This window comes from Paenibacillus shirakamiensis (assembly GCF_017874255.1).
GTDB lineage: Bacteria > Bacillota > Bacilli > Paenibacillales > Paenibacillaceae > Fontibacillus > Fontibacillus shirakamiensis.
Window position 1 is genome coordinate 773,092 of sequence record NZ_JAGGLD010000001.1, and the last position, 12,613, is coordinate 785,704.

20 protein-coding genes are annotated in these 12,613 nt (G+C 43.0%); all 20 read left to right on the forward strand.

Annotated features, from left to right (window positions below; translation table 11 throughout):
- Positions 1-21 precede the first annotated feature (21 nt).
- The 20 genes from J2Z69_RS03705 to J2Z69_RS03800 all read left to right on the forward strand — a co-directional run bounded on the left by J2Z69_RS03705 (position 22) and on the right by J2Z69_RS03800 (position 12,607).
- A complete protein-coding gene (locus J2Z69_RS03705) occupies positions 22-237 on the forward strand; it encodes a DUF3850 domain-containing protein (RefSeq protein ID WP_209860468.1) in 216 nt (71 codons plus the stop codon).
- Positions 234-497: a hypothetical protein gene (locus tag J2Z69_RS03710; protein WP_209859243.1), complete on the forward strand. Its 264-nt coding sequence runs from the start codon at positions 234-236 to the stop codon at positions 495-497. Before J2Z69_RS03705 ends, J2Z69_RS03710 begins: the two co-directional genes overlap by 4 nt.
- A 44-nt stretch (positions 498-541) precedes the next feature.
- The gene (locus J2Z69_RS03715; protein WP_209859252.1) at positions 542-895 is read left to right on the forward strand and encodes a BC1872 family protein; all 354 of its coding nucleotides are present in this window, start codon (positions 542-544) and stop codon (positions 893-895) included.
- 2 nt (positions 896-897) lie between these two features.
- Complete coding sequence (locus J2Z69_RS03720; protein ID WP_209859254.1) at positions 898-1,293, forward strand: hypothetical protein; 396 nt, start codon at positions 898-900, stop codon at positions 1,291-1,293.
- Positions 1,290-1,748 (forward strand): hypothetical protein, encoded by a 459-nt coding sequence (locus J2Z69_RS03725; protein WP_209859256.1) that lies wholly within the window; start codon positions 1,290-1,292, stop codon positions 1,746-1,748. The genes J2Z69_RS03720 and J2Z69_RS03725 overlap by 4 nt, the downstream gene beginning before the upstream one ends.
- Positions 1,732-1,920, forward strand: a complete 189-nt coding sequence (locus J2Z69_RS03730; protein WP_209859258.1) for a hypothetical protein — start codon at positions 1,732-1,734, stop codon at positions 1,918-1,920. The genes J2Z69_RS03725 and J2Z69_RS03730 overlap by 17 nt, the downstream gene beginning before the upstream one ends.
- Before the next feature lie 16 nt (positions 1,921-1,936).
- Positions 1,937-2,380, forward strand: a complete 444-nt coding sequence (locus tag J2Z69_RS03735) for an ArpU family phage packaging/lysis transcriptional regulator (protein WP_245338935.1) — start codon at positions 1,937-1,939, stop codon at positions 2,378-2,380.
- Positions 2,381-2,746: 366 nt separating this feature from the next.
- The gene (locus tag J2Z69_RS03740) at positions 2,747-3,382 is read left to right on the forward strand and encodes a hypothetical protein (RefSeq protein WP_209859260.1); all 636 of its coding nucleotides are present in this window, start codon (positions 2,747-2,749) and stop codon (positions 3,380-3,382) included.
- A gap of 345 nt (positions 3,383-3,727) precedes the next feature.
- A complete protein-coding gene (locus J2Z69_RS03745; protein ID WP_209859262.1) occupies positions 3,728-3,985 on the forward strand; it encodes a hypothetical protein in 258 nt (85 codons plus the stop codon).
- A gap of 286 nt (positions 3,986-4,271) precedes the next feature.
- Positions 4,272-4,820: a terminase small subunit gene (locus J2Z69_RS03750; RefSeq protein WP_209860472.1), complete on the forward strand. Its 549-nt coding sequence runs from the start codon at positions 4,272-4,274 to the stop codon at positions 4,818-4,820.
- 1 nt (position 4,821) lies between these two features.
- A complete protein-coding gene (gene terL, locus J2Z69_RS03755) occupies positions 4,822-6,207 on the forward strand; it encodes a phage terminase large subunit (protein ID WP_245338936.1) in 1,386 nt (461 codons plus the stop codon).
- A gap of 4 nt (positions 6,208-6,211) precedes the next feature.
- Positions 6,212-7,708 (forward strand): capsid protein, encoded by a 1,497-nt coding sequence (locus J2Z69_RS03760; RefSeq protein ID WP_209859263.1) that lies wholly within the window; start codon positions 6,212-6,214, stop codon positions 7,706-7,708.
- The gene (locus J2Z69_RS03765; protein ID WP_209859264.1) at positions 7,705-8,829 is read left to right on the forward strand and encodes a phage minor capsid protein; all 1,125 of its coding nucleotides are present in this window, start codon (positions 7,705-7,707) and stop codon (positions 8,827-8,829) included. The genes J2Z69_RS03760 and J2Z69_RS03765 overlap by 4 nt, the downstream gene beginning before the upstream one ends.
- Before the next feature lie 115 nt (positions 8,830-8,944).
- Complete coding sequence (locus J2Z69_RS03770; protein ID WP_342591549.1) at positions 8,945-9,514, forward strand: phage scaffolding protein; 570 nt, start codon at positions 8,945-8,947, stop codon at positions 9,512-9,514.
- A gap of 16 nt (positions 9,515-9,530) precedes the next feature.
- On the forward strand, positions 9,531-10,493 hold the full coding sequence (locus J2Z69_RS03775) for a major capsid protein (RefSeq protein ID WP_209859266.1): 963 nt from the start codon (positions 9,531-9,533) through the stop codon (positions 10,491-10,493).
- Positions 10,494-10,503: 10 nt separating this feature from the next.
- Positions 10,504-10,680 (forward strand): hypothetical protein, encoded by a 177-nt coding sequence (locus J2Z69_RS03780; RefSeq protein WP_209859267.1) that lies wholly within the window; start codon positions 10,504-10,506, stop codon positions 10,678-10,680.
- A gap of 373 nt (positions 10,681-11,053) precedes the next feature.
- Positions 11,054-11,380, forward strand: a complete 327-nt coding sequence (locus J2Z69_RS03785) for a hypothetical protein (protein ID WP_209859268.1) — start codon at positions 11,054-11,056, stop codon at positions 11,378-11,380.
- Position 11,381: 1 nt separating this feature from the next.
- Positions 11,382-11,762: a hypothetical protein gene (locus tag J2Z69_RS03790; RefSeq protein WP_342591550.1), complete on the forward strand. Its 381-nt coding sequence runs from the start codon at positions 11,382-11,384 to the stop codon at positions 11,760-11,762.
- Positions 11,759-12,145 (forward strand): phage tail terminator protein, encoded by a 387-nt coding sequence (locus tag J2Z69_RS03795; protein ID WP_209859269.1) that lies wholly within the window; start codon positions 11,759-11,761, stop codon positions 12,143-12,145. The genes J2Z69_RS03790 and J2Z69_RS03795 overlap by 4 nt, the downstream gene beginning before the upstream one ends.
- Before the next feature lie 9 nt (positions 12,146-12,154).
- Positions 12,155-12,607, forward strand: a complete 453-nt coding sequence (locus tag J2Z69_RS03800) for a phage tail tube protein (protein ID WP_209859270.1) — start codon at positions 12,155-12,157, stop codon at positions 12,605-12,607.
- Positions 12,608-12,613: the final 6 nt, after the last annotated feature.

The window sequence follows — 12,613 nt, forward strand, 5'->3', positions numbered from 1 at the left end:
GTATAAGGGCTTTATCTATCCATACAATATTTTCAAGCAGTTTATGACGGGACGAAAACGTTTGAAGTACGCAAGAATGACAGATCATATGCAGTCGGTGATGTTTTGGTATTGAAAGAATGGGACGTGGAATACACAGGAAGTGGGATCGTCAAGACGGTAACTTACATGCTAGATAATCCTATTTACGTTAAAGACGGCTATGTAATTATGGGACTTGGGGAGGTAGTGGAATGAGTAGAGATATTAAGCCTTCTTTTGAAGAAATAAAAATCGAACTTGAGCCTGAACAAAGGTTCTTTTACCAAAGAGACTCAGATGGAGACATAGTTTTGGTGGATGAGATACAGATATTCGCGTATGCCAAGCAAATCACTTTGTTCGGTACTCACTTCTCAGTGGATTACGAGGACAAAACAATTTTAAAGGCAGCGGATCGTAGCTTTATGAACTTTGAAATGAATCTATTAGGGGAATATTCAGATAGCGAAGGATAACGGATGACTGACCTGTTACCCCTTACCTGAGAGGGAGGATACACATGACACCTGAACAGTTATTGGCATTGGAGCCGGGCAGAGAGTTGAACAGATTGGTTGCTCTTAAGGTAATGGGATACGAACAAAGCAGATTTCAAGTTGGGTATGTAAGGAAAGGTGCTTATGCCACATACCCAAAGCATTATAGCTCAGACATATCCGCAGCATGGGAAGTAGTGGAGAGGTTTCCCATCGTTAACTTATCCAGAATAGAAATATTTGAAGGGAATTATCATCATGCGGTTGAGATTTATGCCGATTCTGAGACTAATGAACCTTCGATGGTGGAGGCACATACCGCCCCTGAAGCCATATGTAAAGCAGCTCTATTAGCAGTAATGGATAAGGAGGAATAAACATGCATCCAAGGGACAGGGAAGCTCTATATAATTCGATCAAAAGATATCTGGGTGGGGAGGAATTTACCCACTTTGACCTAAAAATCCTTGTTGGAAAGTTACAAGAATCAGAACAGGAATTTAGAACACAGCTTACTGAACTGGAGCAGGAATATGACGAACTTTACAACCGGACGAACGCAATACCTTGGATAAAGTACAATCCAGAGAATCCACCAACAATGAAAAGTAAATTCCTTGTTATTGATGATGAGAATCAAATCCTTACCGCAATTATAATCGAGGGCCATAAGTTCGGACTAGGCTGGTGGGAAAGCAACGGGAGAGGATATGTCGGCGGTGTAACCCATTACGCAGAACTCAACCTACCTGAGAGGGAGGATACAGAGACATGAGAGCAACTGAGGAAGACTACGATTTAGCAGCATCTAAAGGCATAAAGCGGTCTACATTCTACAGTCGTGTCTATATATTGGGCTGGGACAAGGATCGTGCGATGAATACACCAATATGTAGACGTAAAAGCATTTGGATACACTGGTCTAAAGCTGCAACCCAAAATGGTATCGGATATAGCACATTCATGACCCGTGTACACAAGGGATGGACCCGTGAAGAGGCAGCAACAATTCCGCTATACGAGTCAAATGATTTGCTAAAAAAGCGGCGTAAGTATTCTATTAAACTACTAAAGCAAGCAGAGCAAAACGGTATAAGCCGATCACTGTTTTATCATCGTATAAAGACCGGAGTAACTCCTGAAGAGGCGGCCACGTTACCGAGATACGCCAATCGTCCTAAGACAACATTAAGGAGCAGAGAGGAGAGCCAGCATGCAAGTAGTAGCTAAGATATACTTCGTATGGACTCAAAAGGCTGAAGAAAAACATCCGGAAAGGGTAGCAGGATCACCTGTATGGGATAGATATAAACATAAGGCACCTGCAAGTATGCTGGAATCCGGTGATATTGTGGACCTCCACGATTACGAAGGGCAAACAGACTTATTCAGTTTTGTATAAAGAAAGGAGGATTCACTTGGAAGTAGAGCAATTATCATTGGGAATTTATAAAGTCAATGAGGAAGAGACAAGAGTGGCTGTCGAAAAGTATTTGCTCCAAGCAAGAGAATATAAAGTAACGGAGTACATTCCTGAAGAACCTAGCATCACAGCATCCTACTCAGATATGCCGAGAAGCTATACAGGTGTTACAAGTGATCAAACAGGCAATCTAGTAACTCGTATGCTAGACGAGGTAGAACGCCGCAGAAAGCACGTTGAACGGGCTGAGAAAGCCATTGGTCGGTTAGGGTGGAAACAACAGAAATTAATTCGCGCTAGATATATGGACGAAGATGATGCATGGGATTATGACACAGCTAATCAGATAGGGTACAGCGAACGCCATTACAGACGGATCAAATCCATAGCTATTTATCGATTGGCTAGCACATTAGGTTTGATTGTGTTAAAAGAATAGATTCGTGTCCGCTTTTTGTCCGCTTTATGTCCGACTTATGGACAAAGTACCTGTTATGATTGTATTGTGGAAAATCGATTTAGGATGTCTGTCACAAGGATATCATATCACGTCTAACAGGCTGGCTTATGCTGGCCTTTTCTTATGTTGCGGATGATTCTAAATGACTTCCTTACAAAAGGTAATCATAGCCAATCCTTTAAAGAAGAATAAGACTAAGAGTAAGTTAGTAAGATGGGCGAAAGATAAATAGGCTTAAATGGATCTAACTTTAAATAAACTTCTAAATAATTACATATAATAGTTTATATTTACAATAATTCCTGTTATAGTATATTTTGTAATAAAAAACTAGGAGGTTTTCTAATGAAAAGATTGATTACTTTATTACTGTCTATTTGTATGTTGGTTAGCGTTCCTATTGCCGCTGTTGCTGCAGAAGGAAATGAAAAGGCTTCACCTGTGCTAAATGAAAGAGTTGTTAGTATTTTAAAGGAAAATAATGTCGAATTTCAGATTGTAAATGGTAATATAAAGTTAGTTGAAACATCTCCTCAAGCAGTTGCTAAAGCCAATGGTTTAATTTCCCAACAGGATCAGTACTCTACAAGAGCTACTTCTTATCCAGGTCCATGGGTGCACGAGAAATTGAATGACATTTATAATTCGAGAAAGTTTCAAGCTGCAACGAAAACGGCTTTGGCCGCAGCGGTTATTGAATGGGCAAAAAATATGGGGATTCCAGATCCGGTTAAAATATCTGTAGCTGCTGCTGGCGGTTTTGCGGCATATTATTTTATCAATACAGATAAAGAAGATTTATATTTTCTTATTAAGTATTACTATCGAGAAATTGGAAAAGGATTCTTTACTGAAAATGGTACTTTCATAGGCGATTACGAGATAAAAAAAGAAATAAGAGTTACTAAAAATTCTAATTATACTGGTGGTAATGTTGAAAATGATATTAGAAAATCGACAATTGTCGATCCTTGGTTCTGAGAAGAGATGATCAAACTTGAAATACTTAATTACTTTTATTCTTAATTTTATATTGGCTTCCTTCATTTACGAAGAATCCAATTTTGTAAGACCTTTAATACAATCCCTTTTAATAACGATTTTGATTATAATAACGGATATAGTTATTAAACGTAAAAGGGAAAAAAAATAATTATAAGCTGATTTAAATATTATGCGGTATGGATTAAGGCTACTCCTTCGAGTGGCCTTTTCTAATTTGTTATTCATAACCTATGTATAGCTGCCTCTTTAGTGGGGCGGTATCTTATGAAGGAAAATCCTTCCTAATGTTGAATTATGATGTTATAAGGAGGTGATTTTTATATGAGTACAAATGAAAAGATGAATGAAGAAGAAAGAGAACTTTGGAGGAACAAGTTAGATGAGATGCGTAGTTCTGTTTATGGACTAACTACGGAGTTTGAAGAAAATCTAACATATCTTACTAAGAATAAACATCTGTACAATGAAGAAATGTTTAAATTCTTGATTGAGCAGATTAAGCAGGCAGCAATAGAAGGAGCAGAACATAGTTCTAGGCTAATAGAACAGGTTACTATGATTGAAAAAAAAGAGATCTAAGTAAAAGCACCCTAGTAGGTGCTTTTTTAATCTCTATTAATAAATTTTTACGCCACTTTTGCTGGTCTCATATGCCAGTCCTCCAATAACCGTGACCACAACGGGTAAAGAGTGGATCGTGGAGGCCACCGCTGCCTAAGTAAAGCGGCTACTACATAATTAACCAGACCTCTTTAATAGAGGTTTGCTTTTATTAATCTATTGTAGATAATTTATGTTCATCTAAATCTCTACTTATATGTCGCCAATGGGCGGCTTTTTTATTTGCATAGAAAGGGTGAAGAGAATGGCATTGACAGCCAAACAGAAAACATTCGTACAAGAATACCTGATTGACCTCAATGCCACTCAGGCAGCGATCAGGGCAGGATACAGCATGAAGACAGCTAGAAAGATAGGACAAGAAAACCTAACGAAACCAGACATCCAGCAAGCCGTACAACTGGCTATGAATGAACGATCCCAGCGAACTGAGATCACTGCCGACATGGTCTTAAAAGAATATGCCAAGTTAGGATTTAGCAACATTACCGATTATCTGAAAGTTGAAGAGAAAGAGTTTAAGACAGAATCAGGAACTCAGTTATACAAAACCGTGGAGATATACGAAACGGATTATATAGATCGTTCTAAGATGGATGCAGTAGCCGAGATTAAACAAACCAAAGAAGGTATATCAATTAAGTTGCATGATAAAAAAGGCGCACTTGATAGTATAGCCCGACACCTTGGTATGTTTGTAGATAAGGTACAACATAGCGGTAATGTGGATCTGTATAATCCCTATAAGGATCTAACTCCTGAAGAGTTGAAGAAGTTGATACGTGATGGTTGATATGGAATTGATCAAGCGAGGAGCGCGGATAGAGCTTGCAAGACGAGAGTTCTTTTACTTCTGCCAAGCCATGGCTCCAGAATTTTATAAAGACGATCGAGACTATCTAGTAGAGCTTTGTAACGAGATGCAGGCGTTTTATGAGTCTGATGACGACATTCTCATTGTTAACGAGCCACCGCGGCATGGTAAATCAAGGACAGCTTCCATGTTTGCACAGTGGGTATTTGGGCAGAACCAGCAAGAAAAGGTCATGACAGGCTCATATAACGAGACATTATCAACCACATTCTCCAAGGCCGTACGTAATGGGATAAGCACTATCAAAGCTGACCCTAGCGTTATCGTATATAGCGACATCTTCCCTCAGGTCAAGATTAAGCAGGGTGACGGGGCCATGAACCTGTGGAGCTTAGAGGGTGGATATAATAACTATCTGGCTACGTCTCCAACGGGTACAGCGACAGGATTTGGTGCTTCGATACTAATGATCGACGACTTGATCAAGAATGCAGAGGAAGCCAGCAACGAGTCAACACTTGAAAAACATTGGGACTGGTTTACGAATACGATGCTTTCCCGTCTTGAAGAGGGCGGCAAGATTATCATCATCATGACAAGATGGGCTTCTGGTGATCTAGCGGGCCGGGCTTTGGAACACTTCGCAGAAGAGAAGAAGAAGGTCCGACTGCTGACCATGAAGGCCCTCCAGGATGACGGAACGATGTTGTGTGAGGAAATCCTTAGCCGCGAATCGTATGACATGAAGGTCCGCGCTATGGGTGAGGATATTGCATCAGCCAACTATCAGCAGATCCCGATAGACATCAAGGGTAAACTGTATAGCGGCTTCAAGACTTACGAACGACTACCTATAGATGCCAATGACAACCCTCTATTTACAGGCATATATGCATACTGTGATACAGCGGATGAAGGCAGTGATTACCTCTGCAATATCATTTGGGGAGTGTATGGAAAAGAAGCATATGTCTTAGATATCATTTATACAAAAGCTCCTATGGAGGACACAGAGCCAGCCGTCGCAAAGGCTCTTTTTGCGTTTCAGGTAAACAAAGAACGTATTGAGTCCAACAGCGGTGGTCGGGCATTTGCTAGGAATGTGAAGCGAATATTGGAACAAGACCTGAAGAGTAACCGGACGGATGTGAGCTGGTTCCACCAGAGTAAGAATAAGGTGGCCCGGATTACATCTAATGCAACATGGGTTATGAATCACATTTATTATCCGGTCAACTGGCGTGACAAGTGGCCTGAGTATTACAAGGCAATGATGAGCTATCAGAGGGAAGGCAAGAATACCCATGATGATGCACCAGACGCTACAACAGGCGTAGCAGAGACGATGTACTTGTTAGGAGGTTAAGGAATTGGGGTGGTTAAAGAACATGGTAATGAAGATGCTGAGAATTAACCCAGCGCCAGAGAGTCAGATTATCACAATCACAGAGCCGTTTTCATTTAGGACCAACGTATTACGTAATAGACTGTGGTATCGTGGTGATCCGTCCGAGCTGGACCAGTTTTATAAACAAACGAAATCAGATGCGGTAAGTAAATCACGTTTCTGGGCTGCTGTCCCATCCGATGGATTAGGTGTCCGAAAGATTCACTCGGGGTTACCTGCTATGGTAGCTGATAGGCTCGCGGACATTGTAATAGTAGATTTAAATGATGTGGATCTGGATAATGAGCCAGCAAAGGCACTATGGGATGAAATCAGCAAAGATAACGACTTTAATGAGCTACTAGGTGGCGGAATAACTGAGGCGCTGATTGCTGGTGATGGGGCCTTTAAAATAACTGTGGACACCGAGGTCACAAAGTATCCCATCATAGAGTTTTACAGTGGCGATCAGGTGGAATACAAGCGGACTCGTAACCGACTCCAAGAGGTCATATTTTATACGGATTATGTAGCCAACAACAAGGATTACAGGCTGGTCGAGACATTTGGACATGGTTATATCCGTTATCAATTGCTAGATGCTTACGGCAAAGAGGTTGCGCTATCTACACTACCTGAAACGGCTTCATTGGCTGATGTTACCTATAGTGGGGATTTCCTTATGGCTGTGCCGCTGATGTTCTTTAAGTCTCAAAAGTGGCCCGGACGTGGCAAGAGTATATTTGACAGCAAGTCAGACTCATTTGATGCTTTGGATGAGGTAATCAGCCAGTGGGTGGATGCCATCCGGGCAGGTCGGGTCCAGAAGTACATTCCTGAGGATCTGATTCCCAAGCACCCCGAAACAGGGCAGCTTCAAAGGCCGAATCCCTTCGATAACCAGTTTATCCGCATCGGTAGCGTAATGGCCGAGGATGCCAAGGGACAGATCGACATGGTGCAACCTGCAATCTTGTATGAGGCATTTGTAGCCTCTTATGCTAGTGCGTTAGATATGTGCTTGCAGGGGATTGTCAGCCCATCTACTTTGGGGATCGACTTGAAGAAGCTGGACAATGCAGAAGCTCAAAGGGAAAAAGAGAAGGCTACGCTTTACACCCGAGGCAAGATCATTGACCGTCTGAATGAGGTGGTTCCGGAACTCGTGGCAACGGCGCTTAAGGTGCAGGATACCATTAAAGGTCAGGTAGCCAAGGATTACGAACCCAGCATTAGTTTTGGGGAGTACGCTAGCCCATCATTTGACGCTGTAGTAGAGACGGTAGGTAAGGCAAAAGCATTAGGTATCATGTCTATCGAGCGAGTTGTAGAAGAGTTATACGGCGATACCTGGACAGATGAGGATAAGGCAAAAGAGATAGGTAGACTCAAAGAGGAACAGGGACTAACTGAGGTGGAGGAACCGGGAATTAATCGTGACAAGCCTCCTGATAACATTGAAGAAGATGAAGATGAATGAAGAAATATGACATTCGTAAAATCTTCTCACAAATGGAGACGGATCTGATTGCGTCCATGAAGAGGAACTTAACGCGACACGAGAATGAAGAGAAGAAGGAAGGCTTCGAATGGGAACAATGGCAACAACGTAAGCTGGAGGACTTGAAGCAGTATAAGAAGGAAGCCCGGAAAATTGTTAGAAAGCAGGAGCCAGAAATTGAGGAAGCCGCGAAGGGATCTATAAGGGATTCATTTAAAAGCGGTGTCGACAGAGTTAAGGCAGCAGCTAACAGCTTGTGGAATCGTATCAGACCGGGAGCGACAAAAGATGCCCTTAAGGTAGATGATACAGACGAAAGCTTTTTCAAGCTTAACGACAAGCGTATTAATTCCTTGGTCGAAGCATCAAGAGGAGAGATGAAAGCGGCCAAATCCGCTATGCTGCGGCAGGCTGATGACGTGTTTAGGCAGACTATATTTAAATCACAGATCTATCTTAACTCCGGGGCTTTATCGCTCAACCAAGCTATAGATATGGCGACCAAGGAATTCTTGGATAAGGGCTTTGACTATATCACCTATTCCAATGGTCGCCGCGTAAACGTAGCTTCTTATGCTGAACTGGCGCTGCGGGCATCCTCCCAACGAGCAGTTTTCACAGGAGAGGGAGCCAAACGGCAGCAGTTGGGTATCCATACTGTCCTCATATCTGCTCATAATAACTGTTCAAGTCTGTGCCTACCTTATCAGGGCAAGGTATTCATCGACGATGTATACAGCGGTGGCAAGGCTTCCGATGGGGATTACCCATTACTTAGTACGGCCATGGCTGCTGGTCTATTTCATCCACATTGCAGACACAACATGACAACCTTTATTCCTGGGGTTAGCACCATCCCGAAGCCAGTTGACGAAGATCTAGCCCTAGAAAATTATGACGCAGAACAGAAACAGCGTTATATGGAACGGCAGATCAGGAAATATAAGCGCCGGGAGGCCGGAAGTGTAGACGAAGACAACCAAGCGGCTGCCGCAGCTAAGGTCAAGGAGTGGCAGGGTAGAATCAGAGAGCATCTGAAGGATAATCCACAACTCCGGCGAGATCGTGCCCGCGAAAAAATCATGATACCACCCAAATAACACGCTCACGTGAGGGTGTTTTTATTTTGCCGTCCTTTTGGTATTGCGGACGTTAAAGAACAAGACATCACCGGACGCAACCGGGTAAAAAGCGTAGATGAATGGAGGAAAAACCGTGAATAAAGAGCAGTTTATAGAGTTGGGACTTACCGAGGAACAGGCTAACAAGGCAGCCGCAGCATCGCAAGATGAACTTAAGGGTTTTATCCCTAAAGCGCGTTTTGATGAAGTAAATGACACTAAGAAAAAGCTTGAGAAGGACTTAGGCGAACGTGATGGGCAATTAGATGAGCTTAAGAAGTCGGCAGGAGCTAGTGAAGACCTGAAAAAGCAGATTGAGACGCTTCAAAGTGAGAACAAGACCGCCGCTGATCAGTACGCAGCCGATTTAAAGGGCCTAACACTTACCAACGCTATTAAGTCAGCGCTCAATGGTAAGGTCCATGACGAGGGGCTAGTGGCTGGTCTGTTTGACCGCGAAAAGCTTGTAATTGACGGTGATAAGATTGTAGGTCTGGATGATCAGCTTAAAGGATTGCAGGAATCCAAGGCATTCTTATTCAAGACAGATGATACAAAGGCACCGGGATTTAAAGTAGGCAATGATGGGAAACCAACCCCTGTGGATCCGAATAAACCAATCTCATTGCAAGATGCTGTAACGGCACACTATCAAACAAAATAAGAAAGGATGATGAAAAATGGCGGTAACATTAGCAGAAGCAAAAAAGAATGTACAGGATGCATTACAAATGGGGGTAATCGATGAGTTCCAGAAGAATAATTTCCTTCTAGATAATCTCACTTTTGACGATGCTGTCTCTCCAACAGGTGGAGGAGCTACTCTCACTTACGGATATACTCGTCTGATTACACAACCTACAGCACAGTTTCGGGAAATTAACACAGAGTATACTCCGCAAGAGGTAACGAAACAGCGCTACAACGTTGATTTAAAAGTATTTGGTGGTACATTCCAGATTGACCGAATCATCGCAGGAATGGGTGGTATCGCTAGTGAAGTAACTCTCCAAATGCAACAAAAGATCAAAGCGGCTCAGGCACTCTTTAATGACACAGTAATTAACGGGGACAGCGCAGTAGATGCCAAGGCATTCGATGGCTTGGAGAAGGCGTTGGCAGGATCTAGCACTGAGTTTGATCCGGGATCTATTATTGATCTATCATCCTCGTCTGCTTTGGATACAAACTATAAGGTATTTTTGGATATGCTTGATGAATTCCTAATGGGTTTGGATGGTACACCTTCAGTAATCATGGGCAATCTAAAGCTAATTGCTAAGATTCGCGCGGCAGCTCGTCGTTCAGGTGCTTATACGACAACACGTAATGATTTTGGTGGACAGGTTGAAGCATACAATGGCATTCCTTTAATTGACCTTGGGGCAAAAGCAGGGAGTAATAATCCGATTGTATCGACGGGCACTGGGGCAAATGCTGGACTTACATCGCTGTATGCGGTGCGTTTAGGACTAGATGCATTCCATGGCGTTTCTATGGCCGGACAGCCACCAGTTAAAACATGGTTGCCTGATTACACGACATCAGGAGCCGTTAAAACAGGTGAGGTGGAAATGGTAGCCGCTGTAGCACTAAAGGCTACTAAATCCGCTGGTGTTATGCGGAAAATTAAAGTCTCATAAGGAGGATCATATGAAAAAAGTATATGCACGCAATAAACAATACACCGGGATTTCTGCTGGTGTATCATTTGTCGATGGCGTTGGTGAGACGGACAACAAGAATGTGCTTGAGTGGTTTGAAGATCATGGATATGAGGTAGAAGAGAGTATCCCTGATAAAAAGCCAGTTACTAAAGCTGAGAAGTAGGTGACCTTATGGCCTATGTAACCGCAGCAGAGTATGACCAGTACGGTGCTGGACTGATTCCGGTAACTGAGCTTGAGAAAGCCTTGGAGCATGCCAGTGATCAAGTTGACATATTGACCTATAACCGGATTATTACGGGTGGGATCACTGGCCTGACTCCGTTCCAAAAGCTACGTATAGTAAAGGCTGTTTGCCAGCAGGCAGACTTCATGTATCAATACGGCGATTACTTAAACTTCCCACTATCAGGCTACAGTGCAGGTAGTATATCACTGTCCTTTCAATCAGTTCAGGGCGCTGGAGGTATCCAGACCACAGAGTCAGTGACAAGCCTCCTAGCAGCCTCGGGATTGACCAGTAGGAGGCTATGTTGATGCGTGGGAAGCTGCCATTTCCAAATTGGATACTAGTCACACCGATTAAAGTTTATCAAACAGAATTAAGTGAAGATGGTGAGCCTATCGAGGAGTTGATATTCGATGGGCTTTGTTCTTTTGATGAGAAATCCAAACAGACTTTAGATAAGGAACGCCGATTGGTGACTCTCTCAGGTAAGGCTATTATTAAAGGAGATATTAACCCAGAAAAGCTAATAGAGGGCTATATACTACTAGGGGAGATACAAAGATCAATTTTCCGAGCAGCTAAACCACGTAATCCAGATGGCTCTGTTTTCTCTACAGAACTGGAGTTGATGTAGCGTGAAGGTCAAAACCACCATGAACAGAGCAGCGTTAAAGAAGTTAGATGCAGCAACCATAGAAGCATTGGTCCAAGTTGTAGCTGGAGCTGAGAACAGCATTCTTTCGGAAGTTGCAACGGCCCAAGTTGTACCGAAGCAGACTGGAGAACTGGAGCGTAGCGGCCATGTGGATGATTCCAAGGCTAAGCGAGGCAAAGTCAAGTTGGTATATGACACCCCCTATGCCCGTCGTCAATATTGGCATCCAGAATATAACTTTAGACAAGACAAAAACGCGAACGCTAAAGGTAAATGGCTGGAAGATTGGGAGAAGAGTAATTTCATTCAAAAAGCCTTCCAGAAACTACTTAAGAAGTTCTCAGGGGGTTATATCAAGTGACTTTAGGAGAAATACGAGATTGGCTTAAGACGCAGGTGGATTGTCCGAGTTGGTACATTGGTAAGATTGATGGCAGTAAGCCGCAAAGCATTGGGTTATACAACATCTCTCCAGGAGCGCCGATCATTGCCATTGGAGGGCTAGATAGCACGAGCTATGCGGTTAAGGCGGTATCTATCTTGATCCATTGGAGCAAAAATGCAGATACAGCGGAGCGCAAGGCCCAAGAGGTCTACGCTGCGTTATTTGGTCGTTCCGCAGTTATTGGAGGTAAACGAGTAATCGACTTTAAGTTACGGACTGCCGAGCCTGTAAGTGTAGGTACGGATGAAGCAGGGATTTATGAATATGTAATTGAGACAACGATCTATTATGAGAGGTAGGGGATTAATTTGGGGACAACAGGCGTATATCCTGTTCACAATAACGTTTTTAAAATTGGTACAAAGGGCAGAGCTTCTACAGCCTTAGAAATGCTACCAATTAAGGATTTGGAGACATTCACACCCTCCATTGATGGAAACACAGAAGAGTGGACGCCGATGGACCAAGGAGGATGGACACGCCGTGCTGTAACAGGTAAGGGGCTGACATTCTCTCTGAGTGGCAAACGAAATTACGGTGATCCAGGTAATGATTATATCGCCGGATTGATGATTGGTACGGGACAAGAAGTCGAAACCAAATTCGAATGGACCATGCCAAGCGGTGCCAAACTTGCCATGGATTGCGTCATTAATTTAACTACTCCAGCAGGTGGAGACAGCACCAATATTGACGGTCTGGAATTCGAGCTATTGTCTGATGGTAAACCAACATTTACACCAGCACCAACAAAACCATAAGGGGGA